Origin of the sequence: Niastella sp., from assembly GCF_045805085.1 — a bacterium.
Classification (GTDB): domain Bacteria; phylum Bacteroidota; class Bacteroidia; order Chitinophagales; family Chitinophagaceae; genus Niastella.
Genome location: NZ_JBJMLX010000389.1, coordinates 15193 through 35660 on the forward strand (window position 1 = coordinate 15193; position 20468 = coordinate 35660).

Below are 20468 nucleotides of genomic sequence, written 5' to 3' on the forward strand. Positions count from 1 at the left end.
CACTACAAGGTTTTATGTATGGGATCTGGAATATCCAATTACCCGGGCAACTAAATCAGTCTCTTCCATTTCATTAGTCCACCTATTTGGATATTTTTAACCCGACGTGCATGGTCCGTATCGTATTTTTACTACAATTTAATAGTTTCATGAGTTATCCTACTCGAATTTTGCTCATTGATGATGATGAAGATGATGGGTATATTTTTAATATAGCGCTTAACAGCCTTCCCCACAACTTTGAATTGCTGTATTACCAGGACAGTGAAAAAGCGCTGGCGACCCTTTCAAACACGGCTTTTAATCCCCCTGATATGTTGTTTATAGACTGGAACATGCCTAAGTTAAGTGGCAATCATTGCCTGGAGTCAATTCGCAAGCTGCCTGGTTATGCCACTATACCGATCATTATTTGCAGTACCTCTCATAATACCGAGCTACAAAAAGAAGTTCGCCAGTTAGGCGCTTCTCATTTTCTGGCAAAACCCTCCACCATAAAGGACCTGGTTGAAAAATTAAAAGATATTTTTTTCATCAGATGGGAAAATAACTAACGTTAGTCTTTTGGTTTTACTTTGAAATTATAATCAGAATCTCATTTAGAGGTGCTAAAAAAGCCCCGATCCCGGCTGAGCCGGTACCGGGGCTTTGTAGTATGATCTATTCAACCTTAATATTCTAACCTCGAAGTTTGATTATCAGGTAACAGGAACGAATCCGCATAAGGACCATCGGCCCAGCGATTGTTTGACCAGCTATTGCCGTTTGCTTTATAATTGGGAATTGACCAGCTGGGGTTATGATATACCGCATTGGTATAATCTTTATCCTCCGCATCAGTTGACCATTTCCAGCGATTGCCGGTAACAGTCATGTTTGTTACGGGCACAGCCAGCGGTGCATGCAACGCAACACCATAACCATGCAGGATAAAATAATTGTTGTTTACCGCAACATGATCGTAACCCTCAAAACCAAGCTGATCGCCGTCTGAATACATGCCTATCATGCCCGATAAAGCGGCCTGGGGTGTATAAGGGCCGTTAAATTCAATATGATTACGGGAGAAGTTCAGGTAATATTGTCCACCCCAGGTTTGAATACCATCGATGTGATCGTCTGCGCCTGCCGCAGCCGGGTCGGGTGTTATCCAGCATTCAGTAACCGTTACATTGTCTGAATAAACATTCTCCAGCCCGCTATGTGGGAAATAACAGCGATGCACAATGGACGCCACAGGCTGCATGTTCCATTTGCGGCCACCGGTATTAAACTGGGAGAGTTCACAATACAAAGCAGCCACTCCACCGGCATTGCCAAGCGGATGGTTGGCCAGGATGGCTCCTTTACAACCCCGTATCACCAGCCAGCCTGAGCTAACCGTGATCCGGGAGCTTACGTTTGCGCCCTGCAATACCACGGTTCCTGCCGGAAAAGTAAATCCATCAATTGTTTCACCGCCGGCGCCTACGGTACGGGCCAGGCTGCCCCAGCCATTCAATGCTGTGCCGGTAAATGTGCCGCCAGGTACGGTTGTGAATGAAGTGATAGAAATACCTGTCGGTCCTACCAGGGAAGTGGTAAGCTGCATACCATGCGTAATGCCACCTGTATTCAGCGTAGTAATAGTAACCACATTACTGGATGCAGAACGATTGCCAAAGGCATCTGTTGCTTTCACATAAAAACTGTATGCGGTGCCCTGGCTTAAACCGGTAACAGAAAAAGAAGTAGTGGTAACAGTGGTTAACAAGGACCCGTTCTTGTATATTTCATACCCTGTGACGCCAACATCATCGGTACTGGCAGACCAGCCAAGCACCACGCTGTTGTTGGTGATGCCTGATGTGGAAAGATTACCCGGCGCCGTGGGCGCATTGGCATCGTTATCGGTGGCTACAAATTCAATATCGCGGTAGTAATTGGTATTGCTATACGAACTTACCGGAAAGGTTCCTGATTTATACGTATACACCCCGTTGTTACCGGCGATGTTGCTTAAAGGACCATTTACGATGGCAACCCCCAGCTCACTGGGCGTGGCTGCATAACGGGTAACTGCATTCACTGAGATAACATAAATTGAATCTTTCACAATGTGATAGGGAGTATCCAGCACAACGGTCTGCCACCCGGTATCTGTTTCATTGGTAAAAACAGCAGTCTTTAGCGAAACGCCGCCGGCAGACCATAAACGACCCGTATGCGTGCCCGTTTCACCGGCCGGTTTAAAGTACCTGAATTTTGTAATTTCTCCGGAAACAGTCGATTTGAATTTCATTCCCAATTCAACGGGGGTGTCAGAATCAGTTGTGGTTGGCCGTTGGGTGGTGAACACCGTATACGACCCTGCAGCGGCCAATTTGGTTTTTTCATTGGTGGCTGAATCAAGATCTCTTTTACAGCCAGACAGTAATAATACGATAGCAAGGATAGGAAAAAGCGTGTTGCCCGCAACACTACAGGTTCTTTTCATAAAGTAAGGTATGTTTATATGTGGGACAAATCAATAATTGGGCCTAATAAGGGTATGTGGAAAGATTTGGAAGATGCATCGTACTTCTCCGTAGTAGTTTTTATTATCCGCGCAAGTTTTTGAATTACAAACCCTTTTTATATTTTACACGCCAATCCATTACCAGTAAACGCCAAATACCTTAGACTAACAACATACATCCAACAATGAAAAACCTGATCGTAGCCGTACTGGCTGTAAGCCTTTTTTCCTGTGCCGACAATAAAAATAAGATAGGTCCTATTAAAAAAGAGATCATTCCCGTTAGGAAAGACAGCAGCACAACAACCCTCATACCTCATTTTGATGGCCGCTGCAATATCGACAACGACGTTTCTTCATTGGGTATAGGCATGGTTATAGTGCCATTAAAATTCTCCCTGTATGACGATAGTCTGCTAAAAGGCGAGCCTCAACTGGTAGACATGTACGAAAAATACGACAGCCTGAACAATGTGTGCTCCTGTGTTTTTGATCCCGAGTATGGATTGATGCATTTTGCCTGTACCGGTAAAACCGACAGGGCATACCGCGTGCTGATCAACTACTCACAGGTAAAATGGCTGCCACGGGAAAAAGACTATCAATTCAAAACCTGGGAACAATACGTTGAAAGTTCTTTTGGCATCCGACGCAAAACCACCTCCGATTCAACCAGAACACCTATTGGCCTGGTGCGAAAAGACCCAAGCGATCTGGCTGATACCGTTTCCATTCCGGCTGGTAAAGAAATGTTTTGCGCCATGCAGGTTAAGGGCGACTGGGTAAAAGTGCAGTACGATTGTTTTTATAACAGCGATAATAACCCCTACGAAGGACAACCCTGTCGTAACTATATTAACAAGTGCGCGAATTCTATTACCGGCTGGTTGCGCTGGCGGCAGGACAATAAACAATTGATCGATATTTTTTTAATGCCGTAGACAACATTAAATTACAAAAAACATCAATACATTACACCACGCCGGGAACTTGTCGCTCCTGGCGTTTTTGTATATATTTGAATATAAAACTAACTGTATCTTATGGCCGAGCAGGAAATTATTAAACATACCAAAAAGGTTCTTAAAGTGGCAACCGATCCCAGAAAACACTGGAAAGACAAAGTGGCGGAGATCATCCTCGAGATATTTATCATCGTATTTGCCATATCGTTGTCATTGTACCTGCACGAACGGGCTGAAAAAAGAGAGGATCGTCACTTACAGGATGAGTTTTTATTAGGCTTAAAAGAAGACCTGCAAAGTGATATCAAAGAATTATCGGATGATTCCACCTCATATATAAAAACACTCAATGGCTTCCGGTATTTTAAACGGCTGGCTGTTGATCAGGGAACCTCGGATAGCATTCCCTATTATTGGAATACCTTATACAATACCGCCGATCTGCAACCAAATGACAGTCGCTTTCAGGGAATGAAATCTGCAGGAAAGTTATATGTGATTGCCGATAAAAAGCTCCTGAATGATATCCTTGACCTGTACCAGGAAAAAATACCTATGCTTTTACGGGCTACGAATATGTTCAGCGATTTTAAAGTTAACCGGCTGGCTGCTTTTTTGGAAAATAACCTGACGTCTGCCGACAAATCAGACAACAACCTGAAAACATTATTGAAGCAAAGCCATCAATTACGCAACTACCTGTCGTATGACGCCTTTATACTGGATATCCTGGAAAGGTATCATATAGTATTGGAACAAAGCCGCCTCCTGATCGATGAGATCTCCAAAGAAGTGAAAGAGTAACAACAAACAATATAAATTTAAAAAGGGACGCATAGCAACGGCGTCCCTTTTTCTTTTTATTACATGTCAGCGTAACGATTTGAATGCAGTGCGCAATTCCTGCACAAATGATTTGGGTTGTTCCCAGGCAGCAAAGTGGCCGCCTTTATCAAGTTTGTTGTAATGCATCAGTTTGGGATAAGCTTTTTCGGCCCAACTGCGTGGACAGGGATATAACTCGTCGGGATAAACACTCACTGCCGCCGGAATATTTACACCTTTTGGAGCAAAAAAGCCAAGCTTGTTTTCCCAATACAACCGGGAAGCAGAAACACCCGTGTTGGTGAACCAGTAAAGCGATAAGTTGTCGAGCACATCATCTCTTGTAATCCCTTCTGTTTTTCCTTCGAAGGAACGGTTAATGAGCGCCGTACTTTTTGCATCGTGATCAAGCAGGAAAGTGGCGAGGCCGATGGGAGAATCAGCTAATCCTGTGAGGGTTTGCGGACGAGTTCCCATAATAAAAGCATAATAAACCTGTTTGTAAAAGAAAACCAGTTCTTCGCAAGCCTTCTTTTCATCGGCAGATAAACCAGCTGGCACAGTACCGGCCCAGAGCTGTTTATCTATTTCGGGCGGAACAGCGCCAGGCATGTTGTTGTGAATGGCCATCAGTTCCGGATGTCCCTGTGCAGCCATCAGGTCTGTTACCATGGAACCCCAGTCTCCACCTTGTGCAACATACTTTTTATATCCAAGGCGGTCCATCAGCACAGCCCAGGCGTTGGCAATGCGTTCAGGGCCCCAGCCTGGAGTAGCAGGCTTACCTGAAAATCCATGACCGGGCAGGGAAGGGATCACCACGTCAAAAGCGTCTTCTGCGTTTCCGCCATACTCAGTAGGATTGGTCAATGGTTCAATCAATTTCATTTGCTCTATTACAGAGCCCGGCCATCCGTGGGTAATAATCACCGGTAACGCATTGTCATGTTTGGAGCGAACATGAATGAAGTGAATATCGAGCCCGTCAATTTCTGTAAGGAAGTTGGGGTAGGAATTGAGCTTTGCTTCAATTTTTCGCCAGTCATAATCAGTAGTCCAGTAACGGGCTATTTGTTGCATCATTGCTAAGGGTACACCTTGTGAATAATTGGTCACAGTTTCTTTTTCGGGCCAGCGCGTTGCCTTAAGCCTTCGTATCAGATCTTCGAGTTCCGATTGCGGAACAAGGAACTGAAAGGGCCTGAGCGATTCACTGGATGCCATTTTGGGAACAGCAGAGGTTTGACTTGTGCTCATGATGTTAGGTTTTAATATGGTAAGTACAGCAGACTGCGAGCAGACTTTTGGCCTCCTGTAATTATGAAAAGTTTGTTCGGGTTATGTCGGTGAAGAGTTTAGATAGTTACAGGTAGCGGCGGGAGCGGTTAATTGGGATAATTCGTTCGGTGAAACTACAGTTTATAAAATTGCGATGCCTTATTTATGCACAGACATATATCAAATTCTGAAAAAAACTTTTCATGAGCATAACAAGATTAAACACATAAAAATCGAAGGGAGTAGGGGGTGTTGATTAGCCTAATATACGTTTACCAGGCGTTGTACCTGAATGATGGTTTGCTGACAGATCTCGTCCTGGATATCAAAAAGGTTGGTAGCAGTTACTTTACTTTCAAAGATCCTTGACCATAATTGTTTGTAATTACGGCTGTCTATGATCTGGAGGTTTATGCGGATCCTGTCCTTTACATATTGAGTTCCACCGGTAATTATATGGTTGAAGCCAACTATGGCGCCCAGTTCTTTCAGGTCGAGGTACCTGGCAGCAAGGTTCTTTATGGCCTGGTAAGCGATCACTGATACTTCCTTCAATTGCGACAGCATGGTGCACATTTGCAAACAAAGGTTGTCATTAAATGCTTTTATCAGTTTGCCATCCGAGGTGCAGATCAATGGCATAATAGCAAATGACACCGGTTCAGGATCAGTAAGGGCCGGTTCCCTTTCCCGGGTTAAAGTGAGCGTTCTCTTTTCATCGATCAATTGTTGGCGATCCATAAAAACAGGCACATACTTTCCTTTGGGTATACCGATCACGATCTGGTCGTTGAAACCCATTCCGGAATAATAATGGGTCAATCCCAGCCGCAACCTGCCGGCATGAATTCTAACAATGCAATCTTTCTGCGGATTAAAACTAACTGGCTTTTCGAGTACATGTACTGCTATTGTATATTCCTTTATACAATGCGCCCTGCCAATAAGGGTTTCATGAACAATATAAGAAAGGAACTTTTTCAGGATCGCTGACTTCCTGAAATCAGGATGCACGAATATTTTATCCAATTGGCCAGTAATGGAGTCGTAACTAAACAGGTTGTTAGTTACGACTGTATTCGGGAAGTTCATAGTCAGGTTTTTTGGTCAATAAATGTAGAGTCACTAAAAATAGATCACCAATAATTCAATAGATTACACTTGATTGAATTTACTCAAATTATTGTGAAATGATTGTAAAGCCCGTTGTTCTCACAAGGAGGGTGTACGTTCTATAATGCAGGGCACTGTGGGTAAATATTGAACTGGCAATTTTTGAGCGAATTATCCATTGCCTTAAACGTATTAATTCAGTTCGCCATACAATGTTATGATTATTTTTTTAATTAACTGTAAAGCCGGTTCCGTTTAACTGTGAACAGATAAAAATCACCTATATAAATTAGGCGATGTTGGTGAGAGATGGTAAATTGTACTACAAACACCAGCATACTTTTTACTTCGTATTCCCGCTAATATTATTTCCTATTCCCACAAAGAAAGCTTAGTTCCCTGTTACAGGTATTACACACAAGCGTAACCAATCAATTAAATCTTACTGGTATGCGACACCATAACCTAACCTTCTCACCGGAGACTGAAAAAAGGACCTCAAGCTTTAATGCACATGTTTTGAGTCCTGAAAAGATAAGTGACATTGCTGAACGGTTGAAAGAGTTCATGTTTAAAGAAAAGCCATATCTGCGTTGCAGATATACCCTAAAAAGCCTGGCCGATGATATCCAGGTACAGGCCTATCTGTTGTCAGCTTATTTAAATCAGGAAAAACGTTTACGTTTTACTGATTATCTGAACCAGTTCCGGATAGAGTATTGTGAAAATCTTATTAAGGAAGGCCTGGCAAACGATTTGAACATGAAAGGTCTTGCATTGATCTGTGGCTTTCAAAACCGGAATACTTTAACCAGTGCATTCAAAAAATTTACAGGGTTAACCCCTTCCCGGTATACAAAAAGTGTACGACTGGTAATAAAACCTTAATGAACTTTAAACATTTGGTGGCTTACAGTAAAAACTCATATTGAAATTTGACGGCATCAGGGCCCCAATTTTTCATCAGGTCCTTTATTTGCGTGCGGTATTCATTACCGGTTAATTTTTTTCCTTTTTTGGGCACTACCAGGTCTTTATCGGTCACTTCAACCAGCTGCAGTTTGGTGGCATACCAGGTGGTATGCAATCGCGGAATGGCCAGGCCCAGGATCATGCCCGGTAAACCATTAAAAGATTCCGGTCCGCCACCTGTTACAATTTCATCGGTATAAAATGCGATCACCACAATGGAATCCATCACCTTGCCCACCGCCTTGCGGCAATCAAAACCGGCTATCTTTCTTATTTCCGGCGAAATGCGCCACTCGATATGACGCAGCGAATCAGACACCAGGAAATTTTCGCCATAAAAGCTTCTATGCGTTAATAAACTATTACTATCTAATTTGGTAAGTATCGTATTCTCCGAATCGAATATACCCCAGTTCTTCGTTTGCTTTGTTTCCGGCTCCCGGCCTGTTTTAAACAAAGTTCTATCATCTTTAAAAGTAAGGTCGTAATAAAAAGTAACAAACTTGGGCAGCGCTTTTCTTTTCATTTCATCCCAGGCGCTGTTCTCATCCAGAAAGGCATGCTGGTTGGTTTTGCGTTCGTACTCAATTTTTCCCTGCGTTATAAATTGTTGTTGAGAAAACAGTGTAGAAGAGAAGCCCAACAACACTAGTATATATATTAGTGATTTCATTTGAGATTTTTTATTCGGTTTTAATTTCTGCCTTCTGCCTTTAAATTTACCATTCCATCGGTTTACCGTTCTTACTAAAATTCCAGATGAACGTTACCAGGAAATTCCGTTTGATGGTATTGTAGGTCCTTTCTGAAATAAAGTTGCTGTTGATATTCCGGTTAAACCCGATGTTCTGGTTCAGGATGTCATGAACAGAAAAACGCAGGCGGGCCACATCATTCTTAAATAACTTCCGGTCTATATGGCCATCCCATTTGATGGAGTTATTATTCCTTTCAAAAACGCTGGTCTTTTGCCGCAGGTTGAACTCGCAGTCGCTGCCCAGCTCCAGTCTCCAGGGCAGGAATATCCAAATATCCACATTATGGTTCTGCGTCCAGTATCGGGTAACTACCGCGTTGTTGAGCGATGTTTTGGAAATATTATTGCTGAAATTGGTAGATAACCAGATACTGAATTTCTTCTCTTTATAATAATTCAAACTAGGTCCGGCGCCATAAGAATAGCTATTGTTTTCGTTCGCCTGGCCATTTATCAGGTTGGTATTGTGGTTCAGGTTGAACTGTCCACGCCCGCCAAGGCGCAACCCCCATTTTGTTACCTTTCGCTGGTAACCAAAATAACCGTTGCTCTGGTAGTTGCCATCCACGTTGATGGGCTGTGAGATCTTGCGCCCGGTACTAAGGTCTATGAAGTTATTGGTACTGAAATCGTGTTGAACAGTGGTAAAGTTTACACTGCCCCAAATGCTGCGTTCTGTCATCAATTTATAACTGTCATACGAGAGTCGGAACCTGTGGCGGAAGGCCTGTTCCAGATTGGGGTTGCCTTCCCGGATGCTCAACTGGTTGGTGATATCCCGGATGGGTTGTATCTGGTCAATGGAAGGCGCTTGCGTTGCGCCGTTATAATTAAACCGGATGCTTGCGCTGCTGCCCAAAGTCCAGGTTAGATTAGCCTGCGGAAAGAAATTGGTAAAACTGTAACTGGCAATGGAGTCGCCTTTGATGTCTTTACGCGTATAGGCGGCATTGGAAATATTCATCCCGAACGAGTAATTGATCTTTTTGGGTTTGGCATAGCGAAAATTGATCCCGCCCGATTGCGTGAGCACATTAAAGCTGTAATCATTGCTCAGGGAATCGATCTGTTTCCCATATTCTTTCGCCGTTACAGCGTCCTTTTCCAGGGTAGTGATGTGGGATTGCCGGTGGTTGTTATCTATGCTATAGTTAAATTCCAGCAACGATCTTTTACTCAAAGGTTCGGTGTACGAAACACGGGCATTGATGGCGGAGGCGCTGCTTTCACTCAGCTTTTGCTGGTCCAGTATTTTGATGCTGTCCACTACATTCTGCTTATAATACCTGTTATCCGAACCAAAAATGCCTTTGGATGCGTATTCCGTATAATTCTGTTTAGCCGAGATCGAAATGGTGCGGCCCTTTTTTTTGAACTTCTGTCGCCATAACAGAGATGCATTGAAATTCTTATTGTCACCATCGAGGGTGGTGCGGCGGTCGATCACACTTAATGTATCGCTGCCCAGGAGGTTGCTCAATGATTCCTGGTGATTGGTACTTTGGCTGAAGGTATTTCCCCGCGAACCCTGCGCCGTTACTTTTAAAGAAGAGGAGGAATCGAGTTGCACTTCATACAACGCATCCAACCGGTTGCGATCGCGGGTGCTGAAACTGTTGCCAAATTCATTCGTATATAAAATTGTATCGCCAATGATATTCTGACTGAAGGTATTGCCCTGGGCATCCGAATTCAGTTTATTATACTGGTAATTTCCGTTCAGGTGTATTTTGTCGCCATTCCATTTGTTACTGTAATGCAGGCCGCCATTCCATCCTTTGGGCAGGCCTTCACCCCAGTAGTTACTGTTGCCAAATTCACCATCGCCTCCGCTAAAATTGAAACTCATGCCACCATTATCATCGGCGTTCACTTCCATGTCACTGCCAGACCCGTAGTTCATGCCTTCATTCCAGTCTAAACCCGTTTTACCCGTGTTCGACATAATGCCATAGGCCGAAAACTTGCGTTTTCCCTTAAAGGCGTTAAACATCCCGGTGTTGTTCCAGTATTTATTGAAGTCGCTGCCAACTTCCACTTTTCCAAAATAACCTTTCTTTCTATCCTCCTTTAACTGCAGGTTGATGGTTTTGCTTTTCTGTCCATCATCGATGCCGGTAAAGGTGGCCTGGTCGCTTTTTTTATCGAATGCCTGCACTTTTTCCACGGCATCGGCGGTTAACCCGCGGGTGGCAATGGTGGGGTCATCGCTAAAAAATTCTTCCCCATCAACCAGTACTTTCTGAACCGTTTCGCCCTGAGCGGTTATTTTACCGTCTTTGTCTACCTGAATACCGGGTAATATTTTCAACAGATCTTCCACAGTGGCGCCCGCACTTACCTTAAAGCTGTCGGCCATATACTCGGTGGTATCGCCCTTGATGCGAATAGCGCCCAGTTTGTGCTGCACCACCACTTCTGCCAGCAACTGGCTTTTTAAGGTCATGGAAATCTTACCTAAATCAATTGTGGCGCCGGATGGCAGGTCAACCCGGTCATAATAATCCGCATAAGCCGGGCGGGTAACCATAACAATAAATTTACCGGGCGGTAACTTTTGCAGTGAAAATTGCCCTGCAGTATTGCTACGGGTAAAAGATACCAACACCGAATCGGCTGGCCTCAATAATGCAATAATTGTATTGGAAAGGTTTCTTTTTTCCGAAGTATCAATTACTGTACCTTTAAGAGTGGCTTGCTGGGCTAAAACAGGAAAGGAAATAATCAATACCAGGGCTAGTAGTAAGGTTGTTTTCTTCATGGGAAAGTAAGGGACGCAGGCGCTAAGCCGTTGTTCCTGGTTAACGTGTTTAATTAGTTTGCCCGTACGCCCTGGTGATTGAACGAATGTCTGGAATGTAATTGGAATTTAACAACCCGGTATCTTAATTTATCGTTAAAGCAGTTTCATATATATCTGGTCATAATATACCAGACAAGTAAAAGGATCAAAACAAACAGAACAGGCTTATGGAAGTAAAAAAATATGAAGAGGTTCATTTCGTAGACAGTACAAGAGCAGTATGGAACTATTCGTTTTTCTCGGAAGATGACATCCGCAATTTTCAACAGGGCACTCATTATCGGTTGTACGATCAGTTTGGCTCACACGAAATTGAAGTGCTGGGTAAAAAAGGCTACTATTTTGCCGTATGGGCGCCCAATGCTACCGCCGTTTCCCTGATAGGTAACTTCAACGACTGGAACCCCACCAGCCACCCCTTGTTTGTGCGGCTCGATAAATCGGGCATCTGGGAAGGATTTATCCCCGGCCTGACCAAAGGCGAAGTATATAAATATCACATCGATGGTTTTAAGGGCGTCAGGATCGACAAAGGCGATCCCTTTGCCAACTTCTGGGAGAAGAGACCCAACACGGCTTCCATTACCTGGAACCTGGAATATACCTGGAAAGATGACGACTGGATGAACAACCGCGGCCATCACAATTCGCTGAATGCGCCCTGCAGCGTTTATGAAGTGCACCTCGCCAGCTGGATGCGGCCGAATAAGCACGATGAAGAATCTTATAACACCTACGATCAAATACGGGAGCTGATGGTTCCCTATGTAAAGGAAATGGGCTTTACCCATGTGGAGTTTATGCCCGTGATGGAACATCCCTTCGATGGAAGCTGGGGATACCAGGGAACAGGGTATTTTGCCCCCACCTCACGCTTTGGCGATCCGCAGCGTTTTATGGAGCTGGTGAATGCTTTTCATGAAGCAGGCATTGGCGTTATACTCGACTGGGTGCCTTCGCATTTTCCTTACGATGCGCATGGCCTGTTTATGTTCGACGGCGCCAACACCTACGAATATGCCGACATGCGCAAAGGCTTTCACCCCGACTGGAACAGTTATGTGTTCAATTACAAAAGGGGAGAGGTAAAATCGTTCCTTATCAGCAGCGCGCGTTTCTGGTTCGATAAATTTCATATCGACGGTATTCGGGTGGATGCTGTTAGCTCCATGCTGAAATTAAATTATTCGCGTACCCACGGCCAGTGGGAACCCAACGAATATGGCGGCGATGGCAATATTGAAGCCATTAGTTTTATTAAAGATTTAAATGAAAGCATTTACCGCGATTTTCACGATGTACAAACCATTGCCGAGGAAGCTACCGACTGGCCCGGCGTATCGCGCCCCACTTTTCAAAACGGGTTGGGTTTTGGCATGAAATGGATGATGGGCTGGATGCACGACACATTGGATTATTTTAAAATGGATCCCATTTACCGGCGCCACTACCAGAATAAGTTTTCCTTTAGCATGATGTATTATTACGACGAAAACTTTCTATTACCCCTGAGTCATGACGAGGTAGTGCATGGTAAAAGCCCGATGATCTTTAAAATGCCGGGCGATGAATGGCAGAAATTTGCCAACCTGCGCACCCTGTACACGTATATGTTTACACATCCCGGCGGAAAACTCTTATTCATGGGTAATGAATTTGGCGATACCCATGAATGGAATTACAAAAGTGAGCTGCAATGGGAACTGTTACAGTTTGATCCACACCGTTTGATGAAGGATTGCGTGCGCGATTTGAACTTTTTATTGCGTAATGAACCCGCGATGTATGAAAACCAATTTAATATTTACGGGTTTGAATGGGTCGACCTTAACCATCCCGCCGAATGCGTAGTAGCCTACCGGCGTAAAGGGAAAGACCCCGCCAATGACCTCCTGATCATCTTAAACCTTACCCCGGTGGTACGGCACGACTGGAAAGTGTATACGTACGGAAAATCAGAGTGGCGCGAGATCTTTAATTCCGACGACAAACGATATTGGGGAACCGGAAATGTGTTCAATCCGGAGATCCACACGAGAAGTTTAGATAAAAATGATAATATGTATGAAATAAATGTGCATCTGCCGCCGTTGGGAGCTATAGTATTGAAGTAACTGATTTTTGTGTATAAGAAAAGAGCATATCTATGAAAACCCTTACTGGTATCTTAATGTTGGGATTAATATCCCACAGTGTTTATTCGCAAACTGACAGCACTGATTTTTATTTTAAAAAGGGCAATACCGAAAAAGATGCCCGCCGGTTCCGCGAAGCAGAAAAAAGCTTCGCCAAAGCTGCCCAATTTTCGCCCAAAGACCCCAACGTGTTATTAGCCTGGGGACAGTCGCTCGTAGAACAACGGCGCTATGTGGAAGCCAAAGAGAAATTTACCGGCGTGTACCAGGCCGATAACAAAAATGCCGAGGCAGTAATGCAGCTGACTACCTTATCGCTGAATACCCGCCAGTGGAATGACGCGATCACCTACGCTAAAAAAATGCAGGAATTGAAAATTGGCAACAGCGCCAATTATGTCCTTGCCAAAAGTTATTACGGGCTGGAGAACTATGGTGAAACGGTAAAATACTGCGAGCAGGCTTATAAAGACGATCCCAAAAATGCGGAAGTACCCTATATAGCCGGGCGTTGCCTGGTTGATATGAGCAACTATAAAAAAGCAGCCGGTTGCTACGAGCAGGCCATCGCACTCGATAGCAGTAAAGCCAACTGGATGTATGAAGCCGGACTGGTTTATTACGCGGTACCCGATGACAAAAAAGCCATTTACTGGTTTGAGCGGGCCGCTGCCAAAGGCTATCCCCGCAGCAACGATTTTATAGAGAACCTCGCCAATGCCTATCTGAACATTAAAGATTACAATAAAGGACTGGCCCTGTTACAGGAAGTGCTGGTTAAAAAACCGCAGGACCAGGAATTGTTGTACAATGTTGCCGATGCCTATTTCAGGATCGGTAAATATGACGACGCCATCACTTATTGGGATAAAATACTGGAGCTCGATAAAAAGAATGCACAGTCCTTATACATGATCGGGTTGTCGTATCAAAAGAAAGGGGAGAAGGAGAAAGGGCAGCAACTGTGTGATAAAGCCATTGAAATGGATCCTTCGTTAAAGAATTTGAAAGAGGAGAAGAAGATGCCCGGGTGAATTTAAAGGCAAGGCAGAAGGCAGACGGCAGAAGGCAGAAATTTGAATACAAAAGACAAAGATCAAATGAATTTCAAAATAGAAAATCCCCGATCAATATTGATCGGGGATTTTATTTTGTCAATTGTTTGCCGTCTGCCTTCTGCCTACATTCTATCAGGTACCTGTATACCCAACAACGCCATACCCGATTTAAGCACATGGGCTACCATTTGGTTTATCTGCAGACGCAGTTCTTTTTTAACAGGCGTTTCAGCTTTCAATATTTGATGCTTGAAATAAAAAGTGTTGTACAACTGGGCCACGTTGAACACATAACTGGCAATCACACTCGGGTTCATTTCTTCACCAGCCTGTTTAATAATTTCGGGATATCTTTCCATTGCCAGGATCAATTCTTTCTCAAGCGGTAACAGGTCTGTCCCAATGTCGGTACCCGTATATAATTCTTTTCTGAATACCGATTGTGTACGGGCATAAGCATATTGAACGAAGGTGGCGGTAAACCCATGCAGGTCTATTGACTCTTCAGGATTAAAGATCATCCGCTTTTGGGGATCAACCCGAACCAGGAAGAATTTTAACCCACCGGCGCCAACCGTTTCATCCAGTTTTTTTAGTTCTTCAGCGCTCAGTTCCTCCGTTTTATGCTGACCTTTTTCTTTTTGCTCCTCTTCTCTTTCCGTTCTTTTGCGCGCTGCTTCCCTGATCATTTCATCGAGCATGTCATCCGCATCCACCACAGTGCCTTCGCGGGTTTTCATTCTGCCGGTAGGCAACTCCACCATCCCATAGCTTAAATGGAAGATGCCATCGGCGCCGGCAATGCCCAACTTCTGGCAAATGAGCTTTAATACCTTGAAGTGATAGTTCTGTTCATCACCCACTACATATACGCTCAGGTCGCAATTAAATTCGTTCTGTTTTACTGCGGCCAGGCCAATATCCTGGGTAATGTAAACCGCCGTACCATCACGACGACGTACAATTTTTTGATCCAGCCCCTCGGCGGTTAGATCCACCCAGGCGCTGCCATCCTCTTTCAGAAAGAAAACTTTTTTACGCAAGCCTTCTTCCACCAGGTCTTTCCCCAGCAGGTAGGTTTCGCTTTCATAATATACTTTATCAAAGTCGCTGCCAATGCGTTTATAGGTTTCATCAAAACCTTTGTACACCCAGCTGTTCATGGTGCGCCACAGCTCCACCACATCGGGTTTACCGGCTTCCCAGTCAACCAGCATTTGCTGGGCGGCCTGCATAATGGGCGCTTCTTTTTCCAGCTCCTGTTTAAAGTTGGCGTCGTCCATTATTTTCTCCGCCTGTTCCTGGGTTTTGCCAGCCGCTAACAATTCCGCCAGTTTCCTTTCTTTAATGGGCTTCATTTGTTCCTTCAACTCGGTAGCAAACTTCACATAATAATCGCCCACCAGGTGGTCGCCTTTTATGCCGGTACTGGCAGGGGTAGCGCCATTGGCAAACAGTTGCCAGGCGATCATGCTTTTGCAAATATGAATGCCGCGGTCGTTGGCAATGCAGGTTTTTATCACTTCATAGCCATTGGCCTTATATATTTCGGCTACGCTCCAGCCGAGGAAATTATTTCTTAAATGCCCCAGGTGCAGGGGTTTATTGGTGTTGGGGGAAGAATACTCCACCATTACGCGTTTGCCGTTGCGTGGCTGACGGCCATAAGCAGGTTCATTGTAATTTTTTGTCAGGAAATTCAGCCAGAAGCTGTCGCTGATAGCGAGGTTTAAAAAGCCTTTGATCACATTAAAAGCGCTGAAAAGGGCGCCATTATCGGCCACCAGGGCCTGTCCCAGCTCATTGCCCAATTCCTCCGGCTTCTTTTTAAGGGTCTTTAGCAAAGCAAAAAGCACCACGGTATAATCGCCCTCAAATTCGGGTTTGGTTTCACTTACCGTGATAGAAGAAGGGGTTACCTCTACCTGGTACAACTTATTGAGCTGTTCGCTAACTGCCTGCTGAATAATGGGAACTATTGCCATGCGTATAATTTGAACGGCAAAAATAATACAAAAGCGCAACGCTTAATGCTGAATACTCAATGGTTTAAAGAAGAAGGCAGAAGGCAAACGGCAGATGGCAGACAGAAGAATACAATTGACCTGGTTCATTAAAGTTTAACATTTGTTTAAATTATTCTAAAACCAGCTATTTTTCGCCTGTTTAACCCCTAAACGCCCTGGAGCTGTCTGCCAAAAGTGGATAGCTCTTTGACTTTTTAGGCGATAACTTGTTGCGAGGTATTTTTGTCTGCCTTCTGCCGTTTGCCGTCTGCCGTTTGCCTTCTGCCCCAAAAAACTATCATGAAATCGCTGTTTTGGCAAAATATTACCGTCAAAGTTGACGTTCCGGTGCCGGCATACAGAAAATATGCACCTTCCATAGATCCTGGGCGGTAATAATTGATATTCAATTACCTTTGTTACGTACAAAATACCATTCGTGAAGAATCTGATCAATGCAGTAATAAACGCTTTTTATCCTTTGTTTCGCCGTTTCATGCCTTTACAAACCTTTAAGTATGCAGCATGTGGGGGTGGGAATACGTTGCTCGATATAACCCTGTTCTATTTAAGCTATCATTTTCTCTTTAAGGAACAGGTGGTTCATACGCCTGTTATTTCCTTGCAGCCATATACGGCAGCGTTCATGGTCTCTTTCTCCATAACCTTTCCGTTGGGTTTTTATATGAGCCGAACCATTGTATTTCCCGGTTCAACCTTGCGGGGCCGCATTCAGCTGTTCCGGTATTTTATGATGGTGTTGATCTGTATTGGACTAAATTATATTTTCATAAAGCTGTTTGTTGAACAATGCCATTTGTACCCTACGGTAGCTAAAATACTTACCACGTTTATTGTAGTAGCATTCAGTTTTGTAACCCAGAAGAATTTCACCTTTAAAGTAGAATCGCAGGAAGAAGAAGCCTTGTTAGAAGCTGAAACAGTTGTGGAGGCCGAAGCTTTGCAGAAAGAGGAAATGGAGGGCAGTAGGAAGTAGAAAGCAGGCAAACGGCAGACGGCAGAAATTTGAATACAAAAGACATAGACCAATTGAAATATTGAAATCCCCGGCTCAAAAAGATCCGGGGATTTTTATTTTGTTAACCCTTTGCATTTTGCTCACGGCTGAGCAGAGACCACTGATTACTGCCTTTCATTTTCTGCCATCTGCCTTTTGCCCTCTGCCCTTTGCCCTCTGCCTTACTTCGGTTGCGTCATGCTAAACCAATTCCCGCAACCATCGGTAATAATGGCTTCTATGCCGTAAAACTGTTCTTTAGGTTCTCCCTTAAATTGAACCCCTTTGGCTTTTAATTCTTCATACGTAGCGCGGCAATCGGGTGTATATAAAACGCCGGCGCCCATAACGCCTTTATCGAGTAATAACTTCAAGGCATTACGCACCTCTTCATCAAAACCGTTCAAAGTATTGGTAGCTGGGAACAAAATCACTTCCAGCTCAGGTTGTTCGGGTGGTGAAACAGTCAGCCATCTGAAGCCATTGTCCATGGTGGCATCGGTATGAACTTTAAACCCCAGTGTATTTACATAAAAGTCGTAAGCCTTCTCCTGGTCGCTAACAAATAAACTGGTGTGGGATAATTTCGTGATCATATATTTTTTGTTTTGAACAAAGCTATCGATCATGGTATTAAATGCCTTATTGATTATTGCTTTTCGGGCCCTGCGATCACAACAAATTTCATTTTCCGTTGTTAGCTCACTTTGAAGCTGCTGCCCATTGAAGGATCAGATAACGTTAAATCAATCAACCAATGACACAATTAAGAACGAACGTTAACAATACCGACCATATTTTTGGCAATGAAAACGCCCCGCTGGAGCTGGTGGAATATGGCGATTATGAATGTCCGCATTGTGGTCGCGCACACCCGATCGTAAAAGACATCATCAGGCAAATGGGCGACCATTTAAAATTTGTGTTCCGCAATTTCCCGCTCTCGAATGTGCATCCCCATGCAGTATCGGCTGCCGTAGCAACGGAAGCAGCCGCCTTGCAAGGCAAGTACTGGGAAATGCACGATATTATTTTCGAGAACCAGCAAACGTTGGAAGTGGAGCATCTCTTTTTATTTGCCCACCAGGTAGGGCTCGACCTGGAACGCTTCAAAAATGATATCCAGGACAATGCGTTGAATGATAAAGTGGAAAAAGATTTTTATGGTGGTCTTAGAAGCGGCGTAAACGCAACGCCAACATTTTTTATAAACGGGCAGAAATACGATGGCGACTGGAGCGGCCATAATTTGCTGAACTATTTACAAACTTTATTGTCATCAGCATCTACTTCTCCAACTGATACCCGTCAATAAAACAATGCGGAATAAATTGTTTGGGTTGTTCTTTTACCTGTTGTTGTTTTAACCAGGCCATGTTGCGGTAATAGGTAGGCGCAAAGCCAATTTCTTTTTTAAAAAGGATACTGAACGACCCAATGCTTTCAAACCCAACCTCATTGCATACTTCAGTAATAGTGAGGTGTTGTTCATTAAGCAGGTCTTTGGCTTTATTGATCCGTTTTTGTGTCAGGTATTGATGCGGAGTGATCTTATATACTTTGGTGAACAGGCGGTGAAAGTGAAAACGCGACAAACATGCCTGACCGGCTATTTTGTCGAGGTCGATAGCCTCCCGAAAATTGTCGTCTATATACACTTTGGCGGTGACTATTCGTTGGTATAATTCGGTATCTATCGGCATTATTGGTTTATTGAAGATAAATATACGAAAAGTTGCAAGGCAGACGGCAGACGGCAAAAGGCAGACATTTGAATCCGAAATAATGACACAATATAAATCCCCAGGCAACTGTTCACCTGGGGATTTTCTATGTAGACTTTCTTTCTGCCGTCTGCCATCTGCCGTCTGCCATTAAACCAACACCGGCTTATCACTATTATCAATAGTAACATACTTCCTCAAATTCCTCGGTCTATACTGATACATTTCCCGAAAGCGGTCGAGCACACTTTCATCAATGGTTTGCCGGGTATCATCGTTCAGGGTTATAGAACGCCAAACCGGTAGCCAGAACCAGAATGCCGGAGAATAGGAGTTGCGCAATTCGCCCCAGGGATTGCCTTTTATAGTTTCGTATTCCCTGGTATCATAACACAATCCGGTTTGATGCGCCTGTTCCGCCAGCCATTTCAGGGCCAGATCGCTTAAACCTGTATCGGAATAGCCACCTCCGATATTACTATGTACACCGGCAAACCAGCGTTGCTCTACCTGTTGTGGGTGATTGGGATTGTTTTTAACCGTATCGCTGAGTTGCCATAAAGCAGGCGCGAACATTTTTCTTCGTTCATCGATGGCCAGCGCGTGAAAAGCGTTCTCGACAGAACTGCTGAGTGTTACATCGTGAAACTGGTATCTCTTCATATTCCAGGATCGGTACCAGGGCAGGGGAATACCCAGACTGCCCACCGTGTCCCAAACGCCAATAAATTTTATTGGCGTTACATTTTCCCAGGCGTATTGTTTTCTAAACCCCACCATCATGTCCGATTCGGGTGAGGTATATTCATCGCGCATGCGGTACAGTTCGTAGGCTTTATCAACCAGGCCCAGGTATTCGGGTTTCAGAATGCCGCAATTGCGGATCAGTCCGGCAATGCTGCGGGCCGTATAGGCGCCGCGACTAAACCCGAACAGGTAAATTTCATCGCCAGGCTCGTAATTGGTAATAAGGAAAATGTAAATGTCTTTAATGTTTTCATCAATGCCGGCGCCGGTAATGCCACCCAGTAAATTCCCCTTCCAGGAGTAGCCGGTGCCAATGCCCTTATCGTAAAACTTAAGTTGAGGTATGGGTTGCCCCGTTGAATTGTCGTACGAACAAATACATTGATACATTTTTTCAACGTTTGTTTCTACACGTTGACCGCGATCGGTATTGCCTGGTTTATTCCAGGTTCCATCGCTGCAGGTAATAAGACGCTTCATGGCAGTTACAATTATGCACCTTCCGGTTAGGGAAGAATGGTTTCAGGTATTTTTTTAAAGAACGGCTGCAATAAAATTACTTAGGGACGG

Annotated in this window: 17 protein-coding genes; 8 read left to right on the forward strand and 9 right to left on the reverse strand. The window is 44.2% G+C overall.

All coding sequences use genetic code 11. From position 1 onward, the window contains the following. Positions 1–149 precede the first annotated feature (149 nt). Positions 150–554, forward strand: coding sequence for a response regulator (locus tag ACJ751_RS20215; RefSeq protein WP_407747332.1), 405 nt, complete (start codon positions 150–152; stop codon positions 552–554). A 116-nt stretch (positions 555–670) separates the two neighbouring features. On the opposite strand, the gene ACJ751_RS20220 is transcribed toward ACJ751_RS20215, so the two are convergent. Next, on the reverse strand, positions 671–2476 hold the full coding sequence (locus ACJ751_RS20220; RefSeq protein WP_407747333.1) for a DUF4082 domain-containing protein: 1806 nt from the start codon (positions 2474–2476) through the stop codon (positions 671–673). Between the two features lie 206 nt (positions 2477–2682). On the opposite strand from ACJ751_RS20220, the gene ACJ751_RS20225 reads away from it, so the two are divergent. Beyond that, entirely contained in the window at positions 2683–3438 is a 756-nt protein-coding gene (locus tag ACJ751_RS20225; protein WP_407747334.1) for a hypothetical protein, read from the forward strand. 102 nt (positions 3439–3540) lie between these two features. Next, on the forward strand, positions 3541–4266 hold the full coding sequence (locus ACJ751_RS20230) for a hypothetical protein (RefSeq protein WP_407747335.1): 726 nt from the start codon (positions 3541–3543) through the stop codon (positions 4264–4266). A 66-nt stretch (positions 4267–4332) separates the two neighbouring features. On the opposite strand, the gene ACJ751_RS20235 is transcribed toward ACJ751_RS20230, so the two are convergent. Together ACJ751_RS20235 and ACJ751_RS20240 are read right to left on the reverse strand one after the other, a co-directional pair. Further along, positions 4333–5544 carry an epoxide hydrolase family protein gene (locus ACJ751_RS20235; RefSeq protein WP_407747336.1) on the reverse strand — a complete coding sequence of 404 codons (1212 nt, stop codon included), beginning with the start codon at positions 5542–5544 and terminating at the stop codon, positions 4333–4335. Positions 5545–5826: 282 nt separating this feature from the next. Then, positions 5827–6657, reverse strand: a complete 831-nt coding sequence (locus tag ACJ751_RS20240; RefSeq protein ID WP_407747337.1) for a hypothetical protein — start codon at positions 6655–6657, stop codon at positions 5827–5829. Positions 6658–7128: 471 nt separating this feature from the next. On the opposite strand from ACJ751_RS20240, the gene ACJ751_RS20245 reads away from it, so the two are divergent. Continuing rightward, positions 7129–7566 carry a helix-turn-helix domain-containing protein gene (locus ACJ751_RS20245; protein WP_407747338.1) on the forward strand — a complete coding sequence of 146 codons (438 nt, stop codon included), beginning with the start codon at positions 7129–7131 and terminating at the stop codon, positions 7564–7566. A 22-nt stretch (positions 7567–7588) separates the two neighbouring features. Here the strand turns inward: ACJ751_RS20245 and ACJ751_RS20250 are convergent, their stop codons facing one another. Both ACJ751_RS20250 and ACJ751_RS20255 read right to left on the reverse strand, forming a co-directional pair. After that, positions 7589–8323: a GLPGLI family protein gene (locus ACJ751_RS20250; RefSeq protein WP_407747339.1), complete on the reverse strand. Its 735-nt coding sequence runs from the start codon at positions 8321–8323 to the stop codon at positions 7589–7591. Between the two features lie 46 nt (positions 8324–8369). Continuing rightward, positions 8370–11168, reverse strand: a complete 2799-nt coding sequence (locus ACJ751_RS20255) for an outer membrane beta-barrel protein (RefSeq protein WP_407747340.1) — start codon at positions 11166–11168, stop codon at positions 8370–8372. A 209-nt stretch (positions 11169–11377) separates the two neighbouring features. On the opposite strand from ACJ751_RS20255, the gene glgB reads away from it, so the two are divergent. Both glgB and ACJ751_RS20265 read left to right on the forward strand, forming a co-directional pair. Continuing rightward, positions 11378–13324 carry a 1,4-alpha-glucan branching protein GlgB gene (glgB, locus tag ACJ751_RS20260; RefSeq protein WP_407747341.1) on the forward strand — a complete coding sequence of 649 codons (1947 nt, stop codon included), beginning with the start codon at positions 11378–11380 and terminating at the stop codon, positions 13322–13324. Positions 13325–13356: 32 nt separating this feature from the next. Further along, positions 13357–14379 carry a tetratricopeptide repeat protein gene (locus ACJ751_RS20265; protein ID WP_407747342.1) on the forward strand — a complete coding sequence of 341 codons (1023 nt, stop codon included), beginning with the start codon at positions 13357–13359 and terminating at the stop codon, positions 14377–14379. A gap of 146 nt (positions 14380–14525) precedes the next feature. On the opposite strand, the gene argS is transcribed toward ACJ751_RS20265, so the two are convergent. Then, on the reverse strand, positions 14526–16388 hold the full coding sequence (gene argS / locus ACJ751_RS20270) for an arginine--tRNA ligase (protein ID WP_407747343.1): 1863 nt from the start codon (positions 16386–16388) through the stop codon (positions 14526–14528). 460 nt (positions 16389–16848) lie between these two features. Between argS and ACJ751_RS20275 the strand changes: the two genes are divergently transcribed. Beyond that, entirely contained in the window at positions 16849–17406 is a 558-nt protein-coding gene (locus ACJ751_RS20275) for a GtrA family protein (RefSeq protein ID WP_407747344.1), read from the forward strand. A gap of 203 nt (positions 17407–17609) precedes the next feature. Here the strand turns inward: ACJ751_RS20275 and ACJ751_RS20280 are convergent, their stop codons facing one another. Continuing rightward, a complete protein-coding gene (locus tag ACJ751_RS20280) occupies positions 17610–18023 on the reverse strand; it encodes a VOC family protein (RefSeq protein WP_407747345.1) in 414 nt (137 codons plus the stop codon). A gap of 161 nt (positions 18024–18184) precedes the next feature. On the opposite strand from ACJ751_RS20280, the gene ACJ751_RS20285 reads away from it, so the two are divergent. Continuing rightward, positions 18185–18742: a DsbA family protein gene (locus ACJ751_RS20285; protein ID WP_407747346.1), complete on the forward strand. Its 558-nt coding sequence runs from the start codon at positions 18185–18187 to the stop codon at positions 18740–18742. Here ACJ751_RS20285 and ACJ751_RS20290 read toward each other — a convergent pair. Beyond that, entirely contained in the window at positions 18714–19130 is a 417-nt protein-coding gene (locus ACJ751_RS20290; protein ID WP_407747347.1) for a helix-turn-helix transcriptional regulator, read from the reverse strand. The two genes, ACJ751_RS20285 and ACJ751_RS20290, sit on opposite strands and share 29 nt — an antisense overlap. Positions 19131–19301: 171 nt before the next feature. Beyond that, entirely contained in the window at positions 19302–20378 is a 1077-nt protein-coding gene (locus ACJ751_RS20295) for a DUF2235 domain-containing protein (protein WP_407747348.1), read from the reverse strand. Positions 20379–20468: the final 90 nt, after the last annotated feature.